Source organism: Streptomyces sp. R-07 (genome assembly GCF_049913175.1).
GTDB lineage: Bacteria > Actinomycetota > Actinomycetes > Streptomycetales > Streptomycetaceae > Streptomyces.
Map to the genome: position 1 here is coordinate 4,215,409 of NZ_CP183978.1, position 25,916 is coordinate 4,241,324.

Below are 25,916 nucleotides of genomic sequence, written 5' to 3' on the forward strand. Positions count from 1 at the left end.
CGCGATTTTAACCTCTTCTGGAGTGCCGACCCGCCGAGGGGCGTGAGCGAAGTCTCCCCGGCGGCGGGTCGGCCCTCCGTGCGAACGGGCGCGCGGCTCAGCCGCGGCGGGCGTCCGCCATGCGCTGCTCGGCGATCCGGTCGGCCGCCGCGGCCGGCGGAATGCCGTCGGCCTTCGCACGTGCGAAGATCTCCAGGGTGGTGTCGAAGATCTTCGTCGCCTTCGCCTTGCAGCGGTCGAAGTCGAAGCCGTGCAGCTCGTCGGCGACCTGGATCACGCCACCGGCGTTGACCACGTAGTCGGGCGCGTAGAGGATGCCGCGGTCCGCGAGGTCCTTCTCGACGCCGGGGTGGGCGAGCTGGTTGTTGGCCGCGCCGCAGACGATCTTCGCGGTGAGGACCGGCACGGTCTCGTCGTTCAGGGCGCCGCCGAGCGCGCAGGGGGCGTAGATGTCCAGGCCCTCGACGCGGATCAGGGCGTCGGTGTCGGCGACCACGGTGACCTGCGGGTGCTTGTCGGTGATCCGGCGCACCGACTCCTCGCGCACATCGGTGATCACGACCTCGGCGCCGTCCTCCAGGAGGTGCTCGACGAGGTAGTGGCCGACCTTGCCGACGCCCGCGACGCCGACCTTGCGGCCGCGCAGGGTCGGGTCGCCCCACACGGTCTGCGCGGAGGCGCGCATGCCCTGGAAGACGCCGAAGGCGGTGAGGACGGAGGAGTCGCCGGCGCCGCCGTTCTCGGGGGAGCGGCCGGTGGTCCACTTGTTCTCGCGGGCGACGACGTCCATGTCGGCGACGTAGGTGCCGACGTCGCAGGCCGTGACGTACCGGCCGCCGAGGGAGGCGACGAAGCGACCGTAGGCGAGGAGCAGCTCCTCCGTCTTGATCGTCTCCGGGTCGCCGATGATGACGGCCTTGCCGCCGCCGTGGTCCAGGCCGGCCATGGCGTTCTTGTACGACATGCCGCGGGCCAGGTTGAGCGCGTCGGCGATCGCCTCGGCCTCCGTGGCGTACGGGTAGAAACGGGTGCCGCCGAGGGCGGGGCCCAGGGCGGTGGAGTGGAGGGCGATGACGGCCTTGAGGCCGGAGGCGCGGTCCTGGCAGAGCACGACTTGCTCGTGGCCACCCTGCTCCGAGTGGAACAGGGTGTGGAGTACGTCAGCAGGAACGCCGGTCACATCGGTCACGGTGGTGACTCCCAAGTACGAAGCGGCGGTTTGCGGCCCTCCCTGCGGGTGGGGGAGGACCAGTTCGGCAAGAGAGTAAGTCCTACCTGGGCGTAGATCGGCCGCAGTGCTCAGGATCACCCCCTCCAGGAGTACCTCCGTGGAAGGATTTGCGACATGTCGGTCGCCTCCACGGTCCCCGTTCCCTACGCGTCCTATCTGCGGGTGTACGAGCCGCTGGCCGCGTTCCCCGAGCCGGAGCGGTCCCACTGGGCCCGGTACGCGCGCCGGCCGCGCACCCCGGGGGCGCAGGAGGAGCTGCGCCGCTCGCTCGCGGACCTGCTGCCGACGCCCCCGGTGCCGGTGCCGGTCCACGAGAGCGGGGAGGCCTTCGTCGCGCACCTGGACGGGGTGGTGGTGATCTGTCCGTGGCGGACCCGGCTGCGCGGCTGGCTGGCCCTGGAGGAGCTGGCGGCCGACGGGTACCCGGCGGCGGTGCTCGACGCGATGCTGCCGCCGGTGGTGCGCGTTCAGGTGGCCGGCGACTATGAGCGGTGGCTGAGCCGGAACCCCGACGCCCGGCCGTGGATCCGTACGGGGGTCTGGCACGTGCCGCTGCGCTGGTTCGCGCTCTTCGGGGACGAGGACCGGGAGTACGAGCCGGGGGAGCCCGGAACCACGGAGGCGGGCCGGGCGCCGGTGCTGCGCTACCGGACGACGATGGCGCAGGCGCGGCGGCGCCTCGCGCGGGCGCTGAAGGCGCTGCGGGAGTCGATCGACGACGGTCCGATGACGGAGGGTCTGATCGAGGTGGGGCGCTGGCTGGAGGAGTTCCATCCGCGGGCGCTGGTGGAGCTGGACTTCGGGGGTCTGGTGCACGCGGTGCCGGCCCGGTGGCTGGCGGAGGACCGGTCGGCGGCCCAGCTGGCGGAGGGGATCGCCGCGCTGCGGGACGGGGACGGCGAGACGGCGAGCGAGGTGTACGGCCGGCTCGCGGAGCGCTGGCGGACGGTGAGGGACCTGCGGTTCGCGAATTGACACCAGTCGGACAAGTTCGTCAGGTCGGTATCGACAAGACATGTCCGACGGGTGTAAATGATCTTCAAGGTGGTGGCCGGTTTCCGGTGGCCGGGTCTTTCGCACCGGCCGGGTGGGGACGTTGGTCCCGATCCGGGCCTTTGGCTCAAGCGTGACGGACAGCACGTAACGCACCCTTGCGCCCATCACCCACCCTCGTGCCAAAATAGGACAAGGAGTCCGGGGAGGGTTCCTTCCGCCCAAGTTCGGGCGGAACGCTCAGCATTGCACTCTATGGGGGGTCTGAGGACTCCTGATCGCTCTGTGACTGATCGTCACAGTGGCGTGACTGTCCGTTATGGCATGGTCAGTCGACTTCCGCCGCTGATGAACACCTGCGAGGGCAATTCCATCGGTTTGGCCGACGCGGCTGGACGGATGGTGTAGTTGTAGTGCCGAGGACAAGCCGTTCGTCCTATAACCGACTCGACCCGCTTCTGCCATTTCGGGCATGGCGGGTCAAGGTGCAGAATTTAGAGGAAAGAACCGAGATTGGTTCGGTTCTCCCGAGGAGGCCGCTCATGACCGCTCGCACCCCTGATGCCGAGCCGCTGCTGACCCCTGCCGAGGTTGCCACGATGTTCCGCGTGGACCCGAAGACGGTGACCCGTTGGGCGAAGGCCGGGAAGCTCACGTCCATCCGCACCCTGGGTGGACACCGCCGGTACCGCGAGGCCGAGGTTCGCGCGCTGCTGGCGGGTATTCCGCAGCAGCGCAGCGAGGCCTGAGGTCGCGCAACACCCTGCAACACCCCGTAACACCGGGCCCGTCCGGATCCCCCAATCCGGTCGCCCACCCCTAGTACTGCCGACGGACTCCTGCCCCAACAGGTCTTCGTCAACGATCGCGCTGGACTCCGCCGGGTCCAGCGCGATCTTTTTTGTGCCCGGCGCCACACTCTCTCCAGGGTGGTGCAATTGCACATATTAAATCCCGGCAGTGTAGGGAGGGTGTAAGTGCAGGGGTTTCTGAAACGGTTTCAGTGACACCCGTCACACTGGAGAAGCCTTGCCAAGGAACAGCCTGCCACCTCCGGCATCGCTCCCAACCCGCCGTTGGTCATGGGTCGGTGGGACTTTCGTCCTCAGTGCGCTCCACCGTCTCCGTCGCCTCCGTGGGCTCCGTCGGCTCCGTCAGCTCCTCCGGCTCCGGGAGCTCCATGGCGAGCCGCAGGAGGCGATGGCAGACCGCGCAGTGGCGGGTGAGGTGTCCGTACCGCGACGCGGCCGCCAGATGGGCGCGCAGCAGTGCTCCGGTGTCGTGCCGTGCTGCGGACGCCGCGGCCATGCGCGACCACCTCCGGTGTGGGCCCCCGATTCCCTGAAGTCCGGGGTACCGGCGGGCGCGCGGCCCCGTCAAGACACGGGAACGCAACGAAGGCCCGCATCTCGCGATGCGGGCCTTCGTGAAAGCGACTCTGACGGGACTTGAACCCGCGACCTCCACCTTGACAGGGTGGCGAGCTAACCAACTGCTCCACAGAGCCTTGCTCGCAGCCCCTCGTAAGCGGCTGCGAGCAAGACTGTACAGCAGGTCAGGGGGTCTGGTCGAACTCACCGGCGGCGAGGTCCCGCGCACCGGTCCCTACGGGGCCGCCGCGTCGATCGCCTTCACGATCCGCTTGTCCGAGACCGGGTACGCCGTCCCGAGCGCGTGCGCGAAGTAGCTCACCCGCAGCTCCTCGATCATCCAGCGGATGTCGGTGACCTCGGCCGGCACCGGGCGGCCCTTCGGGAGCTGTTCGAGGAGCCAGGCGTACTCGTCCTGCATCTCCTGGACCTTCTCCATCCGGGTGGTGTCCCGCTGGACCCCGCTGGGCATCTGCTGGAGCCGCCGGTCGACCGCCACCAGGTAGCGCATCAGGTCCGGGAGCCGCTTCAGGCCCGTACGGGTGACGAAGCCCGCCGGCATCAGCCAGGCGAGCTGCGCGCGCACGTCGGTCAGGTTGTTGATCAGGGCCAGGCTGTTCGTCGACTTCAGCCGGCGCTCGCACGCCTGCCAGGCCGCGAGGATCTGCTGGACCTGGCCCACCGTCCGTACGGTCGTGTCGACGAGGTCCGCGCGGACCTTGTCGTACAGCTTCCGGAAGGACTCCTCGTCCCAGGCCGGGCCGCCGTGGTCCGCGATCAGCCTGTCGGCGGCGGCGGTGGCGCAGTCGTCGAAGAGGGCCTGGATCGAGCCGTGCGGGTTCGACGACAGGGCCAGCTTCTGCTGGTTGGTCAGCTTGTCCGAGGCGAACTTCGCCGGGTTCACCGGGATGTTCAGCATGATCAGCTTCCGGGTGCCCCGCCACATCGCCTGCGCCTGCTCGGCCTCCGTGTCGAAGAGCCGCACGGCCACGCTGTCGCCCTCGTCCACGAGCGCCGGGAAGGCCTTGACCGGCTGCCCGCCCCGCTTGGTCTCGAAGACCTTCGTCAGGGTGCCGATCGTCCAGTCCTTGAGGCCCGTGCGCTCCAGGGAGGGCCCGGAGCCGTCCGGGCCGCCCGTCGCCGCCGCGGCGGCCTTGGAGAGCGCCTGACGGGCCTTGGGGCGCAGCTTGAGGCGCAGCGTCTCCAGGTCCTTGTCCTCGGCGAGCTTCCGGCGCCGCTCGTCGACGATCCGGAAGGTCACCTTGAGGTGCTCGGGGACCTTCGCCCAGTCGAAGTCCTCGGCCGTGACCGGGACGCCGACCATGCGCTGGAGCTCACGGGCGAGCGCGCCCGCCAGTGGCTCCTGGACGGGCACGACCGCGTCCAGGAAGCGGGTCGCGAAGTTCGGCGCCGGGACGTAGTGGCGGCGGATCGGCTTCGGCAGGGAGCGGATCAGCTCGGTGACGACCTCCCCGCGCAGACCCGGGATCTGCCACTCGAAGCCGTCGTCCGTCACCTGGTTCAGCACCTGGAGCGGCACGTGGACGGTCACGCCGTCCGCGTCCGCGCCCGGCTCGAACTGGTACGTCACCCGGAACTTCAGCGCGCCCTGGCGCCAGGAGTCCGGGTAGTCGTCCTTGGTGACCGCCCCCGCCTTCTCGTTGATGAGCATCTCGCGCTCGAAGTCGAGGAACTCCGGCTCCTCGTGGCGCTTGTGCTTCCACCAGGAGTCGAAGTGGGCGCCGGACACGACGTGTTCGGGGACGCGCTTGTCGTAGAAGTCGAAGAGCGTCTCGTCGTCGACGAGGATGTCCCGGCGCCGGGCGCGGTGCTCCAGCTCCTCGACCTCGGTGAGGAGCTTGCGGTTGTCCGCGAAGAACTTGTGGTGGGTGCGCCAGTCGCCCTCGACGAGCGCGTTCCTGATGAACAGGTCGCGGGAGACCTCCGGGTCGATCCGCCCGTAGTTCACCTTGCGGTCGGCGATGATCGGGACGCCGTACAGCGTCACCTTCTCGAAGGCCATCACGGCCGCCTGGTCCTTCTCCCAGTGCGGCTCGCTGTACGTCTTCTTCACCAGGTGCTGCGCGAGCGGCTCGATCCACTCGGGCTCCACGCGCGCGTTGACCCGGGCCCAGAGCCGCGAGGTCTCCACCAGCTCGGCGGACATGACGAACCGCGGGGGCTTCTTGAAGAGCGCGGAGCCGGGGAAGATCGCGAACTTGGCGCTGCGGGCGCCCAGGTAGTCGTTCTTCGCGCCGTCCTTGATGTCCTTCATGCCGATGTGGCTGAGGAGACCGGCGAGGAGCGACACGTGGACGGACTGCTCGGGCGCGTCCTCCTCGTTGAGGTGGATGCCCATCTGCTTGGCGACCGTCCGCAGCTGGGCGTAGATGTCCTGCCACTCGCGGATGCGCAGGAAGTTCAGGTACTCCTGCTTGCACATCCGGCGGAAGGAGGACGATCCGCGCTCCTTCTGCTGCTCGCGGACGTACCGCCACAGGTTCAGGTACGCGAGGAAGTCGCTGGTCTCGTCCTTGAAGCGGGCGTGCTGCTGATCGGCCTGCGCCTGCTTCTCGGAGGGCCGCTCGCGCGGGTCCTGGATGGAGAGCGCCGCCGCGATCACCATGACCTCGCGGACACAGCCGTTCCGGTCGGCCTCCAGGACCATCCGGGCCAGGCGGGGGTCGACGGGCAGCTGGGCGAGCTTCCGGCCCTGCTGCGTGAGCCGCTTCTTCGGGTCCTTCTCCGCCGGGTCGATCGCGCCGAGCTCCTGGAGGAGCTGCACGCCGTCCCGGATGTTGCGGTGGTCCGGCGGGTCGATGAAGGGGAACTTCTCGATGTCGCCGAGGCCGGCCGCGGTCATCTGGAGGATGACGGAGGCCAGGTTCGTACGGAGGATCTCGGCGTCCGTGAACTCCGGCCGGGTGAGGAAGTCGTCCTCCGAGTACAGCCGGATGCAGATGCCGTCGGACGTACGGCCGCAGCGGCCCTTGCGCTGGTTGGCGCTGGCCTGGCTGACCGGCTCGATCGGCAGGCGCTGCACCTTGGTCCGGTGCGAGTAGCGGGAGATGCGGGCGGTGCCCGGGTCGATCACGTACTTGATGCCGGGGACGGTCAGGGAGGTCTCGGCGACGTTCGTCGCGAGGACGATCCGGCGGCCGGAGTGCGCCTGGAAGACCCGGTGCTGCTCGGCGTGGGAGAGCCGGGCGTAGAGGGGGAGGACCTCGGTGTTGCGGAGGTTCCGCTTGAGGAGCGCGTCGGCGGTGTCGCGGATCTCCCGCTCGCCGGAGAGGAAGACCAGGACGTCGCCCGGTCCTTCCTTCTGGAGTTCGTCGACGGCTTCGCAGATCGCGGTGATCTGGTCCCGGTCGGCCTCCTCGCCGTCCTCTTCGAGGAGCGGGCGGTAGCGGACCTCGACCGGATACGTACGGCCGGAGACCTCGACGATCGGCGCGTCTCCGAAGTGGCGCGAGAAGCGCTCGGGGTCGATCGTCGCGGAGGTGATCACGACCTTGAGGTCGGGGCGCTTCGGCAGCAGCTGGGCCAGATAGCCGAGCAGGAAGTCGATGTTGAGGGACCGCTCGTGGGCCTCGTCGATGATGATCGTGTCGTAGGCGCGCAGCTCGCGGTCCGTCTGGATCTCGGCGAGCAGGATGCCGTCCGTCATCAGCTTCACGAAGGTCGCGTCGGGGTTCACCTGGTCGGTGAAGCGGACCTTCCAGCCGACGGCCTCGCCCAGCGGGGTCCTCAGCTCCTCCGCCACGCGGTCGGCGACCGTGCGGGCGGCGATCCGGCGGGGCTGGGTGTGCCCGATCATGCCCCGGACGCCCCGGCCCAGCTCCAGGCAGATCTTCGGGATCTGGGTGGTCTTTCCGGAGCCCGTCTCACCGGCGACGATCACGACCTGGTGGTCGCGTATCGCCTCCAGGATCTCGTCCTTCTTCTGCGAGACGGGCAGCTGCTCGGGGTACGTGACCGCGGGCACGCGGGAGGCGCGCCCGTCGACGCGCTCCTTGGCCTTGGCCGCCTCGGCGGCGATCTCGTCCAGGACGGCCTCGCGGGCCTCGGGCTTGCGGATGCGGCGGGCGCCTTCGAGACGGCGGCCGAGCCGGTGGGAGTCCCGCAGCGAGACCTCGGCCAGGACGGACTGGAGGGCGGCGAAGGAAGTAGACATACGGGATCCAGGATCGCACCTGCGGACGAGAAGCGGCGAACCGATTTACGAGCGGCCTCCCCGGGGCCGGGCGGGAGAGGTGCGTACTATTTCGGGCACGCCGACCGGACCGGAGAGGTTTCGCATGTTCTGCACCCCCCGCGCGGCGGTGGCGTTCACCGCGCTGCTGGGTCTGGTGCTCGGTCTCCTGGTCTGTGGCGCCTCCGCTCCTGTCGGTACGGCTCCGGGCTCGGCCCCGGTCGTCGTGGGCGCCGCCGTGCCCGGCTGTGATCCGGGCCATGCCGCCGACGAGGGGGCCGCGGGTCCCGTCGTACCGCCGCGTGCGCACGGCTTCGCCGAGCTGCTGCCGGCGCTGGCCGCCGACCGGGCGCCGTGCGGGGTCCGGCAGCCGGACCCGGGCGGCCCGGCCGCGTCACCGGGCCGGGAGCCACCCGCACGCGCGGCACCGTCTCCCATGGAGCTGTCGGTCCTGAGGGTGTAGGCGGACGGCCGTCCTCCGCCGTCCTTCCCCTCCGTTCCGTCTCATCCGTCCAGGAGCGCTTCCGCATGTCCAAGTCCAAGCCGATCATGATCGTCTCCGGGGTGGCGGCCGCCGCCGTGCTGCTCGGCGTCGTCTCGTACACCGCCACCAAGCCCTCGTCCCCCGGTGCCTCCGGCTCCTCGTCCGTCGCCGACGTCTCGGCCGACCCGTCCGCCGGCGTCTACGCCGAACTGGAGGCGTACGCCCGCCGCGACGCCTCCGACAAGCTCGCCCTCGGCCGCGCCGACGCGCCCGTCGTGCTCATCGAGTACGCCGACTTCAAGTGCGGCTACTGCGGGAAGTTCGCCCGGGACACCGAGCCCGCCCTGGTGAAGAAGTACGTCGACGACGGCACCCTGCGCATCGAGTGGCGGAACTTCCCGATCTTCGGCGAGGAGTCGGAGGCCGCCGCCCGCGCCTCCTGGGCGGCCGGACAGCAGGGCCGCTTCTGGGAGTTCCACAAGGCCGCCTACGCCGAGGGCGCCAAGGAGAAGGGCTTCGGCAAGGACCGGCTCGCCGCCCTCGCGAAGGAGGCCGGCGTCCCCGACGCGGCCCGCTTCGCGAAGGACACGGAAGGGACGGCCGCACGCGAGGCCGTCAGCAAGGACCAGGAGCAGGGGTACGCGCTCGGCGCCACCTCCACCCCGTCCTTCCTGATCAACGGCCGCCCGATCGCCGGCGCCCAGCCGCTGGAGACCTTCACGGAGGCCATCGAGGCGGCGGCGAAGACGGCGAAGGCCGGTCGGCGGTGACCTCCGGCATCGGCTATTTCGCCGCCTTCCTCGGCGGCCTCCTCGCCCTGCTCAGCCCGTGCAGCGCCCTGCTCCTTCCCGCCTTCTTCGCGTACTCGATCGACACGCGCGCGAAGCTGGTGGCCAGGACCGGCATCCTCTATGCGGGCCTGGCGACGACGCTCGTCCCGCTCGGCGCGGCCGGCTCCCTCGCGGGCCGGTTCTTCTACGGCCACCGGGACCTGCTGGTCACCGCCGGGGGCTGGCTGATCATCGGGCTCGGCGTCCTCCAGATCCTCGGCCTCGGCTTCACCTCCCGCCGGATCGCCGAGGCGAGCGGCCGGATCCGGCCCACGTCGGCGCTCTCCGTCTACGCCCTCGGCCTGGTCTACGGCCTCGCCGGCTTCTGCGCGGGCCCGATCCTGGGCAGCGTCCTGACGGTGGCGGCGCTGAGCGGCAGCCCGGCCTACGGCGGACTGCTCCTCGCCGTGTACGCGCTCGGCATGGCCGTCCCGCTGTTCGTCCTGGCGCTGCTCTGGGACCGGTACGACCTGGGCCGGCGGCGCTGGCTGCGCGGCCGGCCGCTCCGGGCGGGGCGTTTCGAGTTCCACTCCACCTCGCTGCTCTCGGGCCTCTTCTTCATCGCCCTCGGCACCCTGTTCCTGGTCTTCGACGGGACGACCGCGCTGCCTGGCCTGCTGTCCGTGGACGATTCCTTCGCCGTGGAGGAGCGCGTCGCCGCGCTGGGCCGCTCGGTCCCGGACTGGGCGCTGCTCGTCGCGGTGGTGGCCGTGGTGGCGGTGGGACTCGCGGTGCGGGGCCGTAAGGGGCGGCGGCGCGAGGAGGTCTGAGCCGTACGGGGGAGGGGCGCGGGCCCCTCCCCCGTACCGCCGCTTCTTCTCAGGCGCACGAAAAAGGCCCCGTTCTCTCGAACGGGGCCTTCTCTTTGTGGCTGGGGCCGGGGTCGAACCGGCGACCTATCGCTTTTCAGGCGATCGCTCGTACCAACTGAGCTACCCAGCCACGAAGCTGTTTCCAGCTTCAGCGACTCTGACGGGACTTGAACCCGCGACCTCCACCTTGACAGGGTGGCGAGCTAACCAACTGCTCCACAGAGCCAAGCTTGTGCGCGATCACTAGTCTCGCACACGGTACTGCGTGCCCCCAACGGGATTCGAACCCGTGCTACCGCCTTGAAAGGGCGGCGTCCTGGGCCACTAGACGATGAGGGCTAGAGGCTCACCTGCGCGCTTCTCAGCGCGTCGGGGACGTGAGAAGCATATGGGATGCCGGCCGCTATCGCCAAAACGGTTTCCGGCGGGGGGAGAATGGGCCCGTGCTGGAGATGACGCGCGAGGAGTTCGAGGAGCTTGTCGCCGAGGCCTTGGACCGGATCCCGCCGGAGCTGACGCGGCTGATGGACAACGTCGCCGTGTTCGTGGAGGACGAACCCTCCCCGGACGATCCCGAACTGCTCGGGCTCTACGAGGGGACGCCGCTGACCGAGCGCGGCGAGTGGTACGCCGGGGTGCTGCCCGACCGGATCACGATCTACCGGGGGCCGACGCTGCGGATGTGCGAGTCGCGCGAGGACGTGGTCGCGGAGACCGAGATCACCGTCGTGCACGAGATCGCCCACCACTTCGGCATCGACGACGAACGGCTGCACGCGCTCGGCTACGGCTGAGCCGGGCGGTCCGGTCGGGGGCGAGCCGGGCCTGAGACGGGGGCGAGCCGGGCGGGCGGTGGCCGGATCGGGTCGCTGTGCGGGGGCCGTGTCCTTGTGGTGCCTGGGGAGTTGGGCAGTGCGATGCGTTCCGTTCCTGCCTGTTGTGTCCCTGGAGGTGCCCCCGTGCGCCATTTGCCCACCCCGGTGAGATGGGCCGCCACCGCGCTGGCCGTCGCCGCCTGTGCCGGTCTGAGCGGCTGTATGAGTGTGAGCGACGAGGGGGCGAAGCCGGCGCCCGGCGCATCCGGGGGGAAGCAGGGCGTGGCGTCCGAGACCGACGCCGGCGGGGGCCAGGGCGGGGGCGGCGGGTCGTGGAACGGCCGGCCGGGCAAGGGCGGACCGGCCCCGGCCGGCGGGGGCAAGGAGTCCCCGGTCCCGAGCGGCTCCCCGTCGGGCACGGCGAAGCCCTCGCCGGGCGCGGTGCTGCCGGTGGAGGGCGCCGGCGGCTCCGGAGGGCCCTCGAAGCCGCAGCCCGCCGGCGGCGGCCACGAGGATCCGGGCGGCGGCCCGGGCGGTGGCGGCGGGGCCGGCGGCAGCGGAGACGGCGGAGGCGGGAACGGTGGCATCGGCGGAGGCGCCGGAGGCCCGGACGGCGGCGGGTCCACCCCCACGCCCGAGCCGACCCCGCCGAGCCCCGAGCCGACGCCGGAGCCGACCTCGAACCCGACCCCCGAACCGACCCCGGAACCGACCTCGAACCCCACCGATCCGCCGAGCTCCGGCACCGACACCCAGATGGGCGCGATGCGGGCGGCGGACGGGCCGGGAGCGCCCCCGGAGCCGACGGCGTCGCCGCAGGTCGGACCGGTGTGACGTAGTCCGGTTTGCCATAGGTGAGGGGGAGTGCGTATGGTGGTAGATCGCTTGATCCTATTGCCCGGCGCCGACACAGAAGAGCGCCGTGTGGCGCGTACTCTCCCTAGCCGTGGCTGACCGCATTGAGGCGGTCGTTTGCGAAATCACGGAGTTGACGGGCGCGTGCCGAGACTCCGGAAGGTTTCGCATTTCGCATGTCCATTTTCAGTTCTGACCACGCCGTCATGCCCGAGAACGACGAGATCGTCGAGGCCGTCCAGGCCACCGAGCCCGTCGCCATCGAGGCCGACGACACCGTCGAGGCCGTAGAGGCGCTCGACATCGACACCGACATCGACTCCGACGACTCCGTCGAGGAGCCCGCCGAGCCGACCGTCACCTTCGCGGACCTCGGTCTGCCGGAGGGCGTCGTGCGCAAGCTCGCGCAGAACGGTGTCACCACCCCCTTCCCGATCCAGGCGGCGACCATCCCGGACGCCCTGGCCGGCAAGGACATCCTGGGCCGTGGCCGCACCGGCTCCGGCAAGACCCTCTCCTTCGGTCTGCCGACCCTGGCCCAGCTGGCCGGCGGTCACACCGAGAAGAAGAAGCCCCGCGCGGTCATCCTCACCCCGACCCGCGAGCTCGCGATGCAGGTCGCCGACGCCCTCCAGCCGTACGGCGACGTACTCGGCCTGAAGATCAAGGTCGTCTGCGGCGGTACGTCCATGGGCAACCAGATCTACGCCCTCGAGCGCGGGGTCGACATCCTCGTCGCCACCCCGGGCCGACTGCGCGACATCATCAACCGTGGCGCCTGCTCCCTGGAGAACGTCCAGGTCGCCGTCCTCGACGAGGCCGACCAGATGTCCGACCTGGGCTTCCTGCCCGAGGTCACCGAGCTGCTCGACCAGGTGCCGGCCGGCGGTCAGCGCATGCTCTTCTCCGCCACGATGGAGAACGAGATCGGCACGCTGGTCAAGCGCTACCTGAACAACCCGATCAGCCACGAGGTCGACAGCGCCCAGGGCAACGTCTCGACCATGTCGCACCACGTCCTCGTCGTGAAGCCGAAGGACAAGGCGCCGGTCACGGCCGCCATCGCCGCCCGCAAGGGCCGCACGATCATCTTCGTCCGCACCCAGCTGGGCGCCGACCGCATCGCCGAGCAGCTCGTCGAGTCCGGCGTGAAGGCGGACGCGCTGCACGGCGGCATGACGCAGGGCGCCCGTACCCGCGTCCTCGCCGACTTCAAGGACGGCTACGTCAACGCGCTGGTCGCCACCGACGTCGCCGCCCGCGGTATCCACGTCGACGGCATCGACCTGGTCCTGAACGTGGACCCGGCCGGTGACCACAAGGACTACCTGCACCGCTCGGGTCGTACGGCCCGAGCCGGCAAGTCCGGTGTCGTCGTCTCGCTGTCGCTGCCGCACCAGCGCCGCCAGATCTTCCGGCTGATGGAGGACGCGGGCGTCGACGCCTCGCGCCACATCATCCAGAGCGCCGGCGCCTTCGACCCCGAGGTCGCCGAGATCACCGGTGCGCGTTCGCTGACGGAGGTCCAGTCCGACTCCGCGAACAACGCCGCCAAGCAGGCCGAGCGCGAGGTCGTCGAGCTGACCAAGCAGCTGGAGCGCCTCCAGCGCCGTGCCGTCGAGCTCCGCGAGGAGGCCGACCGTCTGGTGGCCCGCGCCGCCCGTGAGCGTGGCGAGGACCCCGAGGCCGCTGTCGCCGAGGTGACCGAGGCCGCCGAGGCCGAGGTCGCTGCCGCCGCCGTCGAGGCCGAGCGTGCCGCTCGCGTCGAGGAGCAGCGTCGCGAGGCGCGTCCGGCCCGCGACGAGCGCGGCAACTACGAGCGCCGCGACCGTGGTGGCGACCGCGGTGGCTTCAACCGCGACGACCGCGGCGGCTTCCGCGGTGGCGACCGTGGCGGTGACCGTGGTGGCTTCCGTCGTGACAACGACCGTCCGTCCGGTGGTTTCCGTCGTGACGACCGCCCGTCGGGTGGCTTCAACCGTGACGACCGCGGCGGCCGTTCCTTCGAGCGTCGTGACAACGACCGTCCGTCCGGTGGTTTCCGTCGTGACGACCGCCCGTCGGGTGGCTTCAACCGTGACGACCGCGGCGGCCGTTCCTTCGAGCGTCGTGACAACGACCGTCCGTCCGGTGGCTTCCGTCGTGACGACCGTCCGTCGGGTGGCTTCAACCGTGACGACCGCGGCGGCCGTCCCTTCGAGCGTCGTGACAACGACCGTCCGTCCGGTGGCTTCCGTCGTGACGACCGCCCCTCGGGTGGCTTCAACCGTGACGACCGCGGCGGCCGTCCCTTCGAGCGTCGTGACGACCGCCCCACCGGCGGCCACCGTGGCAGCGACCGTCCGTTCAACCGCGACCGTCGCGACGACCGCCCCGCCGGCGGCTTCCGCTCGGGTGGCGGCGACCGCCCGTACGGCCGTCGTGACGACCACCGCGGCAGCACCGGCTCGACCGGCGGCTCCTTCGGCCGCCGCGACGACAAGCCGCGCTGGAAGCACAACGGCTGACATCGCGTAGGACCCTGAGAAAGGGCCCGTACCCGCACTCCGGTGCCGGTACGGGCCCTTTCCCGTACCGCCGACCAGCGCCCCGTCCACGACGACCGGCCCCGCGGCGCGGCCGGTGTCGGATACCCGATCGGTTCCGGGGCCCTCTCGGGCTATGCTGCTCGGGTGTGCTTGTCCACGGGCCGTTAGCTCAATTGGCAGAGCAGTGGACTTTTAATCCATTGGTTGTGGGTTCGAGTCCCACACGGCCTACGCATGGCAGGGCGAGGGGAAACCCTTCCGCCTGTCGCAGAGCGCCCCGACCGGTTTCTCCGGGCGGGGCGCTCTGTCGTTGTGGGGGCGGGGCGGAGAACCGTCCTGCTGTTCTCGGAGTCTTGGCTCTCGGAACTTCGTTCGTCCGAACGGGCCCGTCCGGGGGCGGCGGCGGGGAGTGTGGGGAAGCGTGGACGCGGAGTGTGGAGGTGGGGTCGGTGGCGGCGAGCGGTTCCGGTGATCCGGCGGGGGAGGCCCAGCGGTTGGCCCGCTACGCGCTGTTCGCCATGGCGGGTGCGGGCGCGGCCCTGCTGACCGCGCTCGGCGGCGGGGTGCTGATCCTGCTGAGCGGCCTCCTGGGGCTCGCCGCTTCGGCCGTGGGCGTCTGGTGGCTCCTCGCGCACCGCGGGCCCCTGCGGGTGCTGGGGGCCTCGCTCGCGGTGGGCGCGCCCCTCGTGACCCTCGGGCTGTACGTCGTCGGGGGCGTCTGGGTGAACGCCCTCGTGGCCCTGGGGCTGTGGGGCGTGGCGCTGTCCTGCGCGCGGGCCGCCCTGCGGCGCCCGGAGGACGAGCGGGACGCGCTGATGCGGGGCGCACCCGCCTCCCCGCCCCGCCGGCCCGTCCTGATCATGAACCCGAGGTCCGGCGGCGGGAAGGTCGCGCGGTTCGGGCTCGTGGCGCGGGCGGAGGCGCTCGGCGCGCGGGTGATCCTGCTCGACCCGTCCGAGCAGGTCGATGTCGCCGCCCTCGCCCGGAAGGCCGTGGCCGAGGGCGCCGATCTGCTCGGGGTGGCCGGCGGCGACGGCACGCAGGCCCTCGTGGCCGAGGTCGCCGCCGCGCACGACCTGCCGTTCCTGGTCGTCTCGGCCGGCACCCGCAACCACTTCGCCCTGGACCTGGGCCTCGACCGCACCGACCCGTCCCGCTGCCTCGACGCGCTGCGCGACGGCGAGGAGCTCCGGGTCGACCTCGGTTCGGTCGCCGGGCGGCCCTTCGTCAACACCGTCTCCTTCGGGGTGTACGCGGACGTGGTCCAGCGCCCCGAGTACCGCGACGCGAAGGCCGGCACCGCGTTCGACGTCCTGCCCGACCTGCTCCAGGGCGGCGAGGGCAGCCGTCTCGACGCGACCGCCGACGCCACCCCGCTCAGCGGCCTGCAGGCGCTCCTGGTCAGCAACAACCCGTACGCGGCGCCCGATCCGCTCGGCACGGTCGCCGCCCGCAGGACGCGGCTCGACGGCGGCGAGCTCGGGGTGATCGGCATCCGCGTGGACGGCGCCGCCCAGGCCGCCGAGCTGGCCGTGCTGGGGAACCGGGCGACCGGCCTGAACGTTCTGACGGCTCGTAGGGTGGAGGTCGGGGGCGGCCCCGGCGGCGCGGGCGCCACCATCTCCGTCGCCGTGGACGGCGAGGCGCTGACCCTGCCCACGCCCGTCGTCTGCATCCTCCGGCCGCGCGCCCTGCGGGTCCTCGTGCCCCGCGACCGGCCGGGGTCGCCGGTGCCCCCGCCGCCCCTCGACTGGCGGCGCCTGACCCGGCTGGCCTTCCCCGAGGAGCCGGACCGGAGCAACCCGTGGGACTCCTGCACCCCTTGAATCCCGTACCACTGAACCTGCTAGGAGCGGCGCATGACGGACGACACGACGACCGGCCCGACGACCGGGACCTGCCGGGCGGTCCTGCACGACATCCGGGCCGTCGACGGCGCCGTGTACGCCGCGGTGGCCGCGACGCCCACGCCCACGCTCGACACGGCGTTCCGCGTGCTCTCCGCGGCTGCCGACAACTCCAAGATCTCGTTCACGGTCGCGGCGGCGCTCGCGCTCGCCCCGGGCAGGCCGCGACGGGCCGCGCTCGCCGGGGTCGGGGCGATCGCGGTGGCCTCGGCCTCGGCGAACCTGCTGGGCAAGCGTCTCGTCCGCAGGCGGAGGCCGGACCGGGAGGCGGCCCGGGTGGTGGTGAGCCGTCATGTCCCCATGCCGGCCTCGGCCTCGTTCCCCTCCGGGCACACCGCGTCGGCGGTCGCCTTCGCCACCGCCGTGGGCTCGGTGCTGCCGCCCGCCGCGGTGCCCCTCGCGGTCCTGGCGTGGACCGTGGGCTACTCCAGGGTCCACACCGGGGTGCACTACCCGGGCGACGTCGCCGCGGGCGCCCTCCTCGGCGTCGCGAGCGCGGGCGTCTCCCTGGCGGCCGGGAGCTGGTGGGCGGCCAGGGGGAAGTGACCGGCCGTCAGTGGCCGATCACTTCCTCAGTACCTCGGTACGTACCTCAGGGCGTCGCGAGCGCCAGCTCCTCCTCCGTGAGGCCGAGCTTCGCCAGCCGCTCCGGGTCCGCCAGGATGTGCAGCGCGACGATCCGGTCCTCGACGATCGTGAACGTCATGAGCGAGCCCGGGCGTCCCTTGACGACCGACAGGACCGCGGGCTGGCCGTTGGCCACGACCCGCAGCGTGTCCGTGCGGTACTTCGCGTACGTGAGGGCCTGCGCGATGACGGCCTCGGCGCCGCGGACGAGCTGGGAGACGGCCGCGAGGGTCCTGCCGCCGTCGGCGCGCAGCACCACGTCCGGGTCGAGGACGGCGAGCAGGCCCTCGAAGTCGCCGCCGTGCGCCGCGGCGAGGAACGCGTCGGCGATCTCCCGCTGCCGCCGCGCGTCCGGACCGGGGGCGGGGGCGGTGTCCTGCACCCGGCGGCGGGCGCGGCTGGCGAGCTGGCGGGTCGCGGCCGGGGTGCGGTCCACGATCTTCGCGATCTCGTCGAAGGAGACGGCGAACATGTCGTGCAGCACGAACGCGAGCCGTTCCGCCGGCCCCAGGGTGTCCAGGACGACGAGCAGGGCGAGCCCGACGGACTCGGTGAGCTCGGCGGCGTGCTCCGGGTCGGTGGTGTCGGCGACCCGGACCACCGAGTCGGGGACGTAGTACTCCAGCGGGTCCTCGCGGCGCGAGCCGCGCGAGCGCAGCATGTCGAGGCAGACACGGCCGACGACCGTGGTCAGCCAGCCGCTGAGGTTCTCCACGCCGCTGACGTCGCTGCGGTTGAGCTTGAACCAGGCCTCCTGGACGGCGTCCTCGGCCTCGCTGAGCGAGCCCAGCATCCGATAGGCCACCGCCCGCAGATGGCCGCGGTCGGCGTCGAAGCGCCGGGCCAGGAACTCCATGGTGTCGCGGTCCTGCTCCACTCGTCGATCTCCCCGTTCGCGTCCCGTCATGCCGTCATGACGGATGAAACCCCGCCGATGTGACACGGACACCGGCGGCGGAACAAGGCCGCGGAGGTCCCGCTACGTGAGATCCCCGCCGTCTCGTGGCGAACGCCCGGGATTCCCCGGCCGAAGCCCCCGACCACCGTGAATCCCCACTTCAGCACGGTGATCTTCGTCCGTAGATTGATCACCATGACGACGACAACGCCCCAGGTCAACCCCGTGCTCCGCACCCCGCCGGCCTCCCCCGCCGCCGCGGCCGCCTACTTCTCCGCCAGCCTCGCCTTCCACGCCGACGTCTCCGACGTGGCGTCCGCGCTCGCCACGGCCGCCGCCGAGGGCACCGACCCGGGCTTCGTGGTGATCGACTCCCGCTCCACCGCCTCCTGGGACCAGGGGCACGTCCCCGGCGCGATCCACCTGCCGACCGCGCTCATCCCCGAGCAGGCCGAGCGGCTGCTCGACCGGTCCGTGCCGGTCGTCACGTACTGCTGGGGCCCCGGCTGCAACGGCGCCACGCGGGCCGCGCTGGCCCTCGCCGAGCTGGGCTTCCAGGTGAAGGAGATGCTCGGCGGCTTCGAGTACTGGGTGCGCGAGGGCTTCGCGTACGAGACGTGGGAGGGCCCCGCGGAGAAGGCCGCCGACCCGCTCACGGCGCCGGTCGACTCCGACGACTGCGGGTGCTGACGGAACCGATTTCGTGATCGCCCCGGTCATGCCGTACAGTCATGTTTACCGACGCGGGGTGGAGCAGCTCGGTAGCTCGCTGGGCTCATAACCCAGAGGTCGCAGGTTCAAATCCTGTCCCCGCTACTCAGTAGCAACGAAGGCCCGGATCCAGTCACTGGATCCGGGCCTTCGTCGTGTCGCGGACGATTCTCTCCGCTTGACCTTTACGCGACGTCAAGATTTAGCGTTCTCGGCATGGAGTGGTCGATCCAGGAGATCGCCAAGAAGGCCGGTACCACCAGCCGCACTCTCCGGCACTACGGGGAGCGCGGGCTGCTGGAGCCGAGCCGGATCGGCGCGAACGGTTACCGGTACTACGACCAGGCGGCGCTCGTGCGCCTGCAGCGGATCCTGCTGCTGCGCGAGCTGGGGCTCTCGCTGCCCGCCATCGCCGAGGTCCTCGCGGGGCAGCGGGACACGTCCGCCGCCCTGCGCACCCATCTCGCCCTCCTGGAGCAGGAGCGGGAGCGCATCGGACGCCAGATCGCGTCGGTGCGGACCACTCTCGACAAGACGGAGAAGGGAGAAGAGCTCATGGCCGAGGAAGTTTTCGACGGTTTCGACCACACGGTGCACGAGGAGGAGGTGTCCGAGCGCTGGGGCCGCGAGGCGTACGAGAAGGCCGACCGCTGGTGGCGCTCGCTGAGCCCCGCGCAGAAGAAGGTGTTCATGGAGGAGCAGGCCGGCATCGCCCGCGAGTTCGGGCGGGCGGCGCGCGAGGGCCTTGCCGCCGACAGTGACGAGGTGCAGGCGATCGCGTGGCGCCAGGTCGCGTGGCTGTCGACGACCACGACGCCGAGCAAGGAGTACCTGATCGGCCTCGGGCAGATGTACGTCGACGACCCGCGCTTCGCCGCCAACTACGACAGGCACGGCGAGGGCACCGCGCTCCTCGTCCGGGACGCGATGAAGGTCTACGCGGAGCGGAACCTCTGACGGACCTGTCTGAAGATGAGACGGACCCGCCTGAAGATGAGACGGACCCGCCTGGAGTGAGACGGACCCGCCTGGAGTGAGACGGACCTGTCTGAAGTAAACGGTGGCCAAAACCGTGCCCGCCTCTTTGCGGGCGCGCCATGTCCCACCGTAGTCTCGCGCGCACCATGAGTGACCAGCGTGTGAGCGATGTGAGCCGGCGGGCGCCCGCCGTGCTCGTCCTGCTCGCGCTCCTCGCCCTTCTGGTGAGCGTCTGCCACGGCTCCCACGGGCACCTGCTGCCGACCTCCGGCACCGCGACCGTCTCCGCCCCCGCGCTCCCGCACGGCTGCGAGCGGTCCGGGGACGCGTGGACCTTCGACGTCCACCTCCCCGCCCAGGCCGCCTCCTCCCAGCCCGCCGCGCCCGACGCCGGCGGAGCCGCGGTCCTGCCGTACGAAGCGGACCACCGCACCGATCCCCGCGCGCGCTGCGTCCGGGGCCGGGCGGGCCCCGGCCCCGAGCCGGGCCGTCTGCTGATCGCCCTCGGAGTGGACCGGAACTGAACCGGGTCCCGCCCTCGCGTGACCAGGTTCCCCTTCGCGTACCCACCCCAAGGACGTGCCCCCATGAGCGCACCACTGACCGGCAGCGTGCTGCCCGCCGACGGGCAGACCGTCGGCAACACCCCCGTCCTGTGGACGGACGACGGCTACTGGGCCAAGCTCGAAGGCTTCAACTTCGGCGGCATCAAGGACCGTGCCGCCCTCTACATGGTCGAGCAGGCCCGCCGTCGCGGGGAGCTGCGGCCGGGCGCCCCGATCGTCGAGTCGACCTCCGGGACCCTCGGCCTCGGCCTCGCCCTCGCGGGCGTGCTCCACGGCCACCCCGTGCACGTCGTCACCGACCCCGGTCTCGAACCGATCGTCGAGCGGATGCTCGTCGCCCACGGCGCCCGGGTCCACGTCGTGCCCGAGCCCAGCGCGCGGGGCGGCTGGCAGCAGGCCCGGATGGACCGGGTCGCCGAGCTGCTCGCGAGCCTCGACGGGGCCTGGTGGCCGAACCAGTACGGGAACCCCGACAACCCCGACGCGTACACGGGGCTCGCCGCCGAACTGTCCGCACAGCTCGACCGGATCGACGTCCTCGTCTGCGCGGTCGGCACCGGAGGCCACTCGGCCGGGATCTCCCGGGCCCTGCGCGCCACCAGCAGCCCGGCCCTGGAGCTGGTCGGCGTGGACTCGGTGAACTCCACCGTCTTCGGCCTGCCGGCCGGGGAGCGGCTGATGCGCGGCCTCGGCTCCTCCATCCACCCGGGCAACGTGGACCACGGGGCCTTCGACGAGGTGCACTGGGTGGGCCCGGCCGAGGCGGTGCGGGCGGCCCGCCGGCTGGCCTCGCGGCAGTTCGCCACCGGCGGCTGGAGCGTGGGCGCGGTCGCGCTCGTCGCCGGCTGGCTGGCCCGCACGAGGCCGCGCGGGACCCGGATCGCGGCCGTCTTCCCGGACGGGCCGCAGCGGTACTTCGACACCGTCTTCAACGACGAGTTCTGCGCGGCGCACGGGCTCCTCGACGGGCCCGTACGGGAGGACCCCGCCGTGTACGTCTCCGACGCGACCGTCAGCGGCTGGACCCGCCGGGTCCTGGAGCGTGTCCGGTGACGACGGCGACCGCGCCCGCCAAGGCCAGGGGCGGCATCTGGAAGCAGAGCCGTACCTTCGATCCGGCCGTACGGCTCCTCTTCCTCAACCAGCTCACCATCAACCTCGGCTTCTACATGCTCATGCCGTACCTGGCCGCGCACCTCGCGGACGGGCTCGGGATGGCCGCCTGGGCCGTCGGCCTCGTCCTCGGCGCCCGGAACCTCTCCCAGCAGGGCATGTTCCTCGTCGGCGGGGCGCTCGCCGACCGGCTCGGCTTCAAGCCGCTCATCGTGGCCGGCTGCGCGCTGCGGACGGTCGGCTTCGGGGCGCTCGCCTTCGCGCAGTCGCTGCCGATGCTGATCGCCGCCTCGCTCGCGACGGGACTCGCGGGGGCGCTGTTCAACCCCGCCGTACGGGCCTGTCTCGCGGCGGAGGCGGGGGAGGAGCGGCGCGTGGAGGCCTTCGCGCTGTTCAACACATACTACCAGGCGGGCATCCTGCTCGGGCCGCTCCTCGGGGTGGCCCTGACAGGGGTGTCGTTCCGGCTGACGTGCGTGGTCGCGGCTGTGCTCTTCGCCGGCCTGACCCTCGTACAGCTCCGGTACATGCCCGTACGGGCCGTGTCCGGTTCCGGGGACGAGGGGGAGAAGGGGGAGCTGGGGCAGTTCCGTACGGTGCTCGCCCACCGCACCTTCTGGCTCTTCTCGCTCGCCATGACCGGTTCGTACGTGCTGTCCTTCCAGGTCTATCTGGCGCTGCCGCTCGCGGCGGGCGGCACAGGGCCGACGACCGCGCTGTTCGTCGTCTCGGCGCTCGTCGCGCTCGCCGGGCAGCTGCGCATCACGGCCTGGTGCCGGCGCCGCCTCAGCCGGGAGCGGTGCCTCGTCCTCGGGCTCGGCCTGATGGGCGCGGCCTTCCTGGTGCCGGCCGTCCTGGGCCGGGGCCTGGTGGCGCTGCTGCTGTGCGCGGCGGTCCTGGCCGTCGCGAACGCGGTGCTCTACCCGTACGAGATGGACACCGTCGTCGCCCTCTCCCGGGGGCGCTGGGTGGCCACCCACTACGGGCTCTACAACACGGTGTGCGGGATCGGGATCACCCTCGGGAACCTGGGGACGGGCGCGCTCCTCGACGTCACCGGCTGGTCGGCCGCGCCGTGGCTCGTGCTGTGCGCGGTGGGCCTGGGGTGCGCGGCGGCGATGGCCCTGCTCGCCCGGGGCGGCCGGCTGGCGGAGGGGGCGTCCGGGGACTGAGGCCCGCCCGGCCGGCCGTACGCCACTCGGCCCCGTGGGAGTCGCCGCCCTTCGCGGCGGCGGCCACCCTGGGAGGGCGCGGTGCGGACCGCGGCCGGTCGGACCGGGCAGGAGAGCACAGGTGGGGCACCCCCTAGGAGCGGCGGGCGGAGGGCGGCGGGCAGGCGACGGGCGCCCCGAGTACGGCGGCGCCCGGCGGTTCATCCACACGCTGCCCCCGCTGGTCATCGTGGGCGGTGTCGTCTTCGACCTGTCGACACCGCCCGCCTACACGGCGGCGCCGCTCTTCTCCGCCGCCCCGCTGATCGCCGCACCCTTCTTCTCCACCCTGACGACCCTGCTCACCGGGATCGCCGCCGTCCTCGCCTCCGTCGGGCTGCACGTCTACAACGGCACCGCCGACGAGATCGCGTCCCTCACCGAGACCCTGACCGTCCTCACCGTCTCGGCGCTCGCCCTCCTCATCAACCGGGTCGTGCGCCGCAGCGGCGAGCGGCTCGCCTCGGCGCGGGTCATCGCCGAGACCGCGCAGAAGGCGGTGCTGCCGACGCCCGCCGAGCGGATCGGCGGGCTGCAGTGCGCGGCGCGGTACGAGGCGGCGCAGGCCGACGCGTTCATCGGCGGCGACCTGTTCGCCGTCCAGGACACCCCGCACGGGGTGCGGCTCGTCGTCGGGGACGTCCGGGGCAAGGGGATGGAGGCGGTCGAGGCCGTCGCCGTCGTCATCGGCGCCTTCCGGGAGGCGGCCGAGCAGGAGCGGACCCTGGAGGGCGTGGCGCAGCGCCTCGAACGGGCGCTGGCCCGGGAGGGCACCCGCCGGGACGGGCTCGACGCCTTCGAGGGGTTCACCACCGCGGTCCTGGCCGAGATCCCGCGCGCCGACGGGGCCGGGACCTTCGACGGTTTCGTACGGGTCGTCAACCGGGGGCATCCGCCGCCGCTGATGCTGTACGCGGACGGCCGCCTGGACTCGCTGGAACCGGGCGAGGCGGCGCTGCCGCTCGGCATGGGGGAGCTGGCGGCGTGGCCGGACCGGGCCGAGGCGCGGCCGTTCCCGCCGGGCGCGACGCTGCTCTTCTACACGGACGGCCTCTCGGAGGCACGGAACGCGCAGGGCGTCTTCTACGACCCGGCGGCGCGCCTCGCCGGACGGATCTTCCCGGGGCCCGAGGAGCTGCTCGACGCGCTGGTGGACGACGTACGGCTCCACACGGGCGGCGGGTCCACGGACGACATGGCGCTGCTCGCCGTGAGCCGCCCGGCGACGGGGCAGCCCGAGCGGCGCCGGACGATGCCGGTGGTGCCGCCGGACGGGTCCGGTCACCGGGTGTAGTCGCGGGGTGTCACTGCGATAACAATTGACATAACGTCAGATCGCGAGGGTTTCGCCGCGCCCGCCTTATGTCTTTCTGAAGGGGGCTCAACTCGGGCGATACTCCCCTAATTCAATGAATGATCAAGGGGAACGGCTTGGAATCGGGACCCCCTGTCTATTAACGTTCGATAACGCAGCGCGGTCGTCCCAGCCGTCGCAAGAGGCGGCACCGTGCGCACGCGCCGAATCCTGAAAAGGAACCGGGGAACCACCACTTGGGGTGAATCGGGCCCCTTCGTACCCGTGCGAACCACGCACCCGTGCGGTCGAGCCCGTAGGAGACCTTCCTGCTCCGAACCCGTCAGCTAACCCGGTAGGCGAGAAGGAAGGAAAGGAGCGCCCCCCGTGGCGTCCAACACCCCCGCACCCGAAGCCCCCTTCGACGCATTCGGTGGCGGTGCGGGTATCTCCGCCCCGGACACCGAGTGGAACCCCACCGAGGGCTCCCTCCGCGCCGAGAGCCGCTCCGGCGGCCGGCACCGGGTCGTCAAGCAGCGCTCCAACTTCGCCCGCTCCTCCACCGTCCTCGGCGTCGGTGTGATCGCGGCCGTCGGCGCGGGCGGCCTCGCCACCGCGCAGGAGAAGCCGCCGGTGGCCATATCGCTGCCGGACCTCCCGGATCTCCCGGACCTGCACCTGCCGGACGCCCACGACCTCCCGGGCGTCGGCGACCTCCTTCGCGAGGAGGACAACGCGCCCGTCACCGCGGGCCGCGCCAACCCGAACCCGCTCACCGCCGCCACGTACACCACCGCGGCCGACGAGCAGACCGGACAGGCCGAGCAGGCCACCGCCGCCGTCCCCGCCGCGGGCGAGGCCCTGCGCGCCCGCATCCTCCAGCAGGCCGAGCAGCAGCAGGCCTCCGCCGACGCCGCCGAGAAGGCCGCCATGGAGAAGGCCGCGGCCGAGAAGGCCGCCGCCGAGGCCGAGGCCAAGGAGGCCGCGGCGGAGAAGGCGGCCGCCGACGCGAAGGCGAAGGCCGAGGCGGAAGCCAAGGCGAAGGCCGAAGCGGAGGCCGCGGCGAAGGCCGAGGCCGAGCGGCTCGCCCAGCTCGCCGCCAGCTACTCGCTGCCGGTCTCCTCGTACACCCTCACCGCCACCTACATGCAGGCCGGCTCGATGTGGTCCTCCGGCTACCACACCGGCCTCGACTTCGCCGCCCCCACGGGCACCCCGCTCAAGGCGGTCCACGGCGCGACCGTCAAGTCGGCGGGCTGGTCCGGCTCCTACGGCTACCGGATCGTCCTGGAGCTGGAGGACGGCACCGAGGTCTGGTACTGCCACCTCTCGTCCATGCTGGTCAGCGCCGGCCAGACCGTGGGCACCGGCGAGACCATCGGCCGCGTCGGCGCCACCGGCAACGTCACCGGCGCCCACCTCCACATGGAGGTCCACACCTCCGGCGGCGACGGCATCGACCCGGCGGCCTGGCTGCGCTCCAAGGGCCTGAGCCTCTGACCTTCCGGCGACGCGCGGAATAGGCCCGGCGGCGGAGACCGTTGATCACCCCATGACTTCTCTCCGCACGCTGGGCTCTTCCGACCTGCACGTCTTCCCGATCGCCCTGGGCGGCAACGTCTTCGGCTGGACCGCGGACGAGGCGCAGTCCTTCGCCGTCCTCGACGCCTACGCCGCCGCGGGCGGCAACTTCGTCGACACCGCGGACGTCTACTCCGCGTGGGCCGAGGGCAACGAGGGCGGCGAGTCCGAGACCGTCATAGGCCGCTGGCTCGCCTCCCGGGGCAACCGCTCCGACATCGTCGTCGCCACCAAGGTCGGCGCCCACCCCCACTTCAAGGGGCTCTCCGCCACCACCATCAAGGCGGGCGCCGAGGAGTCCCTGCGCCGCCTCGGCACCGACCACATCGACCTCTACTACACGCACTTCGACGACGAGTCCGTCCCCGTCGAGGAGATCGTCACCGCCCTCGACCAGCTGGTGAAGGACGGCAAGGTGCGGGCCGTCGCCGCCTCCAACATCTCCCCCGAGCGGCTGCGCGCCTCCCTCGACTTCGCCGAGGCCGAGGGCCTCGCCCGGTACGTCGCCCTCCAGCCGCACTACAACCTGGTCTCGCGCGACACCTACGAGGGCCCGCTCCTGGAGACCGTCGAGGGGGCCGGACTCTCGGCCGTTCCGTACTACGGGCTCGCGGCCGGCTTCCTCACCGGCAAGTACCGCCCCGGCGCCACCGTCGACAGCGTCCGCGCCGCCGGAGCGGGCGGGCACCTGGACACCGAGCGGGGCCGGGCCGTGCTCTCCGCGCTCGACACGGTCGCCGAGGCCCACGGGGCCGAACTCGCCACCGTCGCCCTCGCCTGGCTCGCCGCCCGGCCGACCGTCGCCGCGCCGATCGCCTCGGCCCGCACGGTCGAGCAGCTCCCCGCCCTGGTCGCGGCCGCCGACCTCACCCTCACGGAGTCCGAGCTGACCCTCCTCACGGAGGCCTCCGCCGTCTAGC

General features: G+C 71.9%; 22 protein-coding genes, 6 tRNA genes and 1 riboswitch. Of the genes, 20 read left to right on the forward strand and 8 right to left on the reverse strand.

Annotated features, from left to right (window positions below; all coding sequences use genetic code 11):
- Positions 1-97: 97 nt before the first annotated feature.
- A complete protein-coding gene (locus ACN9M0_RS19220) occupies positions 98-1,189 on the reverse strand; it encodes a Leu/Phe/Val dehydrogenase (RefSeq protein WP_366037465.1) in 1,092 nt (363 codons plus the stop codon).
- A gap of 156 nt (positions 1,190-1,345) precedes the next feature.
- On the opposite strand from ACN9M0_RS19220, the gene ACN9M0_RS19225 reads away from it, so the two are divergent.
- Together ACN9M0_RS19225 and bldC are read left to right on the forward strand one after the other, a co-directional pair.
- The gene (locus ACN9M0_RS19225) at positions 1,346-2,206 is read left to right on the forward strand and encodes a hypothetical protein (RefSeq protein ID WP_366037464.1); all 861 of its coding nucleotides are present in this window, start codon (positions 1,346-1,348) and stop codon (positions 2,204-2,206) included.
- A gap of 560 nt (positions 2,207-2,766) precedes the next feature.
- Complete coding sequence (gene bldC / locus ACN9M0_RS19230) at positions 2,767-2,973, forward strand: developmental transcriptional regulator BldC (protein ID WP_003949541.1); 207 nt, start codon at positions 2,767-2,769, stop codon at positions 2,971-2,973.
- 331 nt (positions 2,974-3,304) lie between these two features.
- Here bldC and ACN9M0_RS19235 read toward each other — a convergent pair whose 3' ends face one another.
- The 3 genes from ACN9M0_RS19235 to hrpA form a co-directional block, all read right to left on the reverse strand.
- A complete protein-coding gene (locus ACN9M0_RS19235) occupies positions 3,305-3,532 on the reverse strand; it encodes a DUF6274 family protein (protein ID WP_426403943.1) in 228 nt (75 codons plus the stop codon).
- Positions 3,533-3,657: 125 nt separating this feature from the next.
- A tRNA-Asp gene (locus ACN9M0_RS19240) sits at positions 3,658-3,731 on the reverse strand.
- 98 nt (positions 3,732-3,829) lie between these two features.
- Positions 3,830-7,768 (reverse strand): ATP-dependent RNA helicase HrpA, encoded by a 3,939-nt coding sequence (gene hrpA / locus ACN9M0_RS19245; RefSeq protein WP_366037462.1) that lies wholly within the window; start codon positions 7,766-7,768, stop codon positions 3,830-3,832.
- A 124-nt stretch (positions 7,769-7,892) separates the two neighbouring features.
- Here hrpA and ACN9M0_RS19250 point away from each other — a divergent pair, with 124 nt between their 5' ends.
- The 3 genes from ACN9M0_RS19250 to ACN9M0_RS19260 all read left to right on the forward strand — a co-directional run bounded on the left by ACN9M0_RS19250 (position 7,893) and on the right by ACN9M0_RS19260 (position 9,870).
- The gene (locus ACN9M0_RS19250; protein ID WP_366037461.1) at positions 7,893-8,249 is read left to right on the forward strand and encodes a hypothetical protein; all 357 of its coding nucleotides are present in this window, start codon (positions 7,893-7,895) and stop codon (positions 8,247-8,249) included.
- A gap of 65 nt (positions 8,250-8,314) precedes the next feature.
- Positions 8,315-9,040: a DsbA family protein gene (locus ACN9M0_RS19255; RefSeq protein ID WP_366037460.1), complete on the forward strand. Its 726-nt coding sequence runs from the start codon at positions 8,315-8,317 to the stop codon at positions 9,038-9,040.
- Positions 9,037-9,870, forward strand: coding sequence for a cytochrome c biogenesis CcdA family protein (locus ACN9M0_RS19260; protein ID WP_366037459.1), 834 nt, complete (start codon positions 9,037-9,039; stop codon positions 9,868-9,870). Before ACN9M0_RS19255 ends, ACN9M0_RS19260 begins: the two co-directional genes overlap by 4 nt.
- A 98-nt stretch (positions 9,871-9,968) precedes the next feature.
- Here ACN9M0_RS19260 and ACN9M0_RS19265 read toward each other — a convergent pair.
- The 3 genes from ACN9M0_RS19265 to ACN9M0_RS19275 all read right to left on the reverse strand — a co-directional run bounded on the left by ACN9M0_RS19265 (position 9,969) and on the right by ACN9M0_RS19275 (position 10,251).
- Positions 9,969-10,042: transfer RNA gene (locus ACN9M0_RS19265), tRNA-Phe, on the reverse strand.
- A gap of 22 nt (positions 10,043-10,064) precedes the next feature.
- Positions 10,065-10,138, reverse strand: a tRNA-Asp gene (locus ACN9M0_RS19270).
- Positions 10,139-10,178: 40 nt separating this feature from the next.
- A tRNA-Glu gene (locus ACN9M0_RS19275) sits at positions 10,179-10,251 on the reverse strand.
- Between the two features lie 104 nt (positions 10,252-10,355).
- On the opposite strand from ACN9M0_RS19275, the gene ACN9M0_RS19280 reads away from it, so the two are divergent.
- The 6 genes from ACN9M0_RS19280 to ACN9M0_RS19305 all read left to right on the forward strand — a co-directional run bounded on the left by ACN9M0_RS19280 (position 10,356) and on the right by ACN9M0_RS19305 (position 16,563).
- A complete protein-coding gene (locus tag ACN9M0_RS19280; protein WP_030496497.1) occupies positions 10,356-10,706 on the forward strand; it encodes a metallopeptidase family protein in 351 nt (116 codons plus the stop codon).
- Positions 10,707-11,009: 303 nt separating this feature from the next.
- The gene (locus ACN9M0_RS19285) at positions 11,010-11,561 is read left to right on the forward strand and encodes a hypothetical protein (RefSeq protein WP_426403944.1); all 552 of its coding nucleotides are present in this window, start codon (positions 11,010-11,012) and stop codon (positions 11,559-11,561) included.
- 197 nt (positions 11,562-11,758) lie between these two features.
- Entirely contained in the window at positions 11,759-14,089 is a 2,331-nt protein-coding gene (locus ACN9M0_RS19290; protein WP_426403945.1) for a DEAD/DEAH box helicase, read from the forward strand.
- A gap of 179 nt (positions 14,090-14,268) precedes the next feature.
- Positions 14,269-14,341, forward strand: a tRNA-Lys gene (locus ACN9M0_RS19295).
- A 218-nt stretch (positions 14,342-14,559) separates the two neighbouring features.
- Entirely contained in the window at positions 14,560-15,936 is a 1,377-nt protein-coding gene (locus ACN9M0_RS19300; RefSeq protein WP_366037456.1) for a diacylglycerol/lipid kinase family protein, read from the forward strand.
- Between the two features lie 33 nt (positions 15,937-15,969).
- On the forward strand, positions 15,970-16,563 hold the full coding sequence (locus tag ACN9M0_RS19305) for a phosphatase PAP2 family protein (RefSeq protein ID WP_426403946.1): 594 nt from the start codon (positions 15,970-15,972) through the stop codon (positions 16,561-16,563).
- 46 nt (positions 16,564-16,609) lie between these two features.
- Here the strand turns inward: ACN9M0_RS19305 and ACN9M0_RS19310 are convergent, their stop codons facing one another.
- On the reverse strand, positions 16,610-17,551 hold the full coding sequence (locus ACN9M0_RS19310; RefSeq protein ID WP_426403947.1) for a sigma-70 family RNA polymerase sigma factor: 942 nt from the start codon (positions 17,549-17,551) through the stop codon (positions 16,610-16,612).
- Between the two features lie 186 nt (positions 17,552-17,737).
- Between ACN9M0_RS19310 and ACN9M0_RS19315 the strand changes: the two genes are divergently transcribed.
- The 9 genes from ACN9M0_RS19315 (at position 17,738) to ACN9M0_RS19355 (ending at position 25,915) form a co-directional block, all read left to right on the forward strand.
- Positions 17,738-18,232, forward strand: coding sequence for a rhodanese-like domain-containing protein (locus tag ACN9M0_RS19315; protein ID WP_366037453.1), 495 nt, complete (start codon positions 17,738-17,740; stop codon positions 18,230-18,232).
- 52 nt (positions 18,233-18,284) lie between these two features.
- Positions 18,285-18,358 (forward strand) — tRNA-Met (locus ACN9M0_RS19320).
- Between the two features lie 111 nt (positions 18,359-18,469).
- Complete coding sequence (locus ACN9M0_RS19325; RefSeq protein ID WP_366037452.1) at positions 18,470-19,210, forward strand: MerR family transcriptional regulator; 741 nt, start codon at positions 18,470-18,472, stop codon at positions 19,208-19,210.
- Positions 19,211-19,377: 167 nt separating this feature from the next.
- Positions 19,378-19,755: a hypothetical protein gene (locus ACN9M0_RS19330; RefSeq protein WP_366037451.1), complete on the forward strand. Its 378-nt coding sequence runs from the start codon at positions 19,378-19,380 to the stop codon at positions 19,753-19,755.
- 63 nt (positions 19,756-19,818) lie between these two features.
- Positions 19,819-20,850 (forward strand): PLP-dependent cysteine synthase family protein, encoded by a 1,032-nt coding sequence (locus ACN9M0_RS19335; RefSeq protein ID WP_426403948.1) that lies wholly within the window; start codon positions 19,819-19,821, stop codon positions 20,848-20,850.
- Entirely contained in the window at positions 20,847-22,082 is a 1,236-nt protein-coding gene (locus ACN9M0_RS19340) for an MFS transporter (protein ID WP_426403949.1), read from the forward strand. The genes ACN9M0_RS19335 and ACN9M0_RS19340 overlap by 4 nt, the downstream gene beginning before the upstream one ends.
- Before the next feature lie 121 nt (positions 22,083-22,203).
- Entirely contained in the window at positions 22,204-23,415 is a 1,212-nt protein-coding gene (locus ACN9M0_RS19345) for a PP2C family protein-serine/threonine phosphatase (RefSeq protein ID WP_426403950.1), read from the forward strand.
- A gap of 212 nt (positions 23,416-23,627) precedes the next feature.
- Positions 23,628-23,792, forward strand: a riboswitch (cyclic di-AMP (ydaO/yuaA leader).
- A gap of 10 nt (positions 23,793-23,802) precedes the next feature.
- Complete coding sequence (locus tag ACN9M0_RS19350; RefSeq protein WP_426403951.1) at positions 23,803-24,915, forward strand: M23 family metallopeptidase; 1,113 nt, start codon at positions 23,803-23,805, stop codon at positions 24,913-24,915.
- 52 nt (positions 24,916-24,967) lie between these two features.
- Positions 24,968-25,915 carry an aldo/keto reductase gene (locus tag ACN9M0_RS19355; protein WP_426403952.1) on the forward strand — a complete coding sequence of 316 codons (948 nt, stop codon included), beginning with the start codon at positions 24,968-24,970 and terminating at the stop codon, positions 25,913-25,915.
- Position 25,916: the final 1 nt, after the last annotated feature.

Coding starts and splice junctions, on each gene's coding strand:
- ACN9M0_RS19355 (WP_426403952.1), top strand. CDS start 24,968: ATGACTTCTCTCCGCACGCTGGGCTCTTCCGACCTGCACGTCTTCCCG.
- ACN9M0_RS19315 (WP_366037453.1), top strand. CDS start 17,738: ATGACGACGACAACGCCCCAGGTCAACCCCGTGCTCCGCACCCCGCCG.
- ACN9M0_RS19335 (WP_426403948.1), top strand. CDS start 19,819: ATGAGCGCACCACTGACCGGCAGCGTGCTGCCCGCCGACGGGCAGACC.
- ACN9M0_RS19325 (WP_366037452.1), top strand. CDS start 18,470: ATGGAGTGGTCGATCCAGGAGATCGCCAAGAAGGCCGGTACCACCAGC.
- ACN9M0_RS19235 (WP_426403943.1), bottom strand. CDS start 3,532: ATGGCCGCGGCGTCCGCAGCACGGCACGACACCGGAGCACTGCTGCGC.
- ACN9M0_RS19225 (WP_366037464.1), top strand. CDS start 1,346: ATGTCGGTCGCCTCCACGGTCCCCGTTCCCTACGCGTCCTATCTGCGG.
- ACN9M0_RS19305 (WP_426403946.1), top strand. CDS start 15,970: ATGACGGACGACACGACGACCGGCCCGACGACCGGGACCTGCCGGGCG.
- ACN9M0_RS19290 (WP_426403945.1), top strand. CDS start 11,759: ATGTCCATTTTCAGTTCTGACCACGCCGTCATGCCCGAGAACGACGAG.
- hrpA (WP_366037462.1), bottom strand. CDS start 7,768: ATGTCTACTTCCTTCGCCGCCCTCCAGTCCGTCCTGGCCGAGGTCTCG.
- ACN9M0_RS19255 (WP_366037460.1), top strand. CDS start 8,315: ATGTCCAAGTCCAAGCCGATCATGATCGTCTCCGGGGTGGCGGCCGCC.
- bldC (WP_003949541.1), top strand. CDS start 2,767: ATGACCGCTCGCACCCCTGATGCCGAGCCGCTGCTGACCCCTGCCGAG.
- ACN9M0_RS19330 (WP_366037451.1), top strand. CDS start 19,378: ATGAGTGACCAGCGTGTGAGCGATGTGAGCCGGCGGGCGCCCGCCGTG.
- ACN9M0_RS19250 (WP_366037461.1), top strand. CDS start 7,893: ATGTTCTGCACCCCCCGCGCGGCGGTGGCGTTCACCGCGCTGCTGGGT.
- ACN9M0_RS19310 (WP_426403947.1), bottom strand. CDS start 17,551: ATGACGGGACGCGAACGGGGAGATCGACGAGTGGAGCAGGACCGCGAC.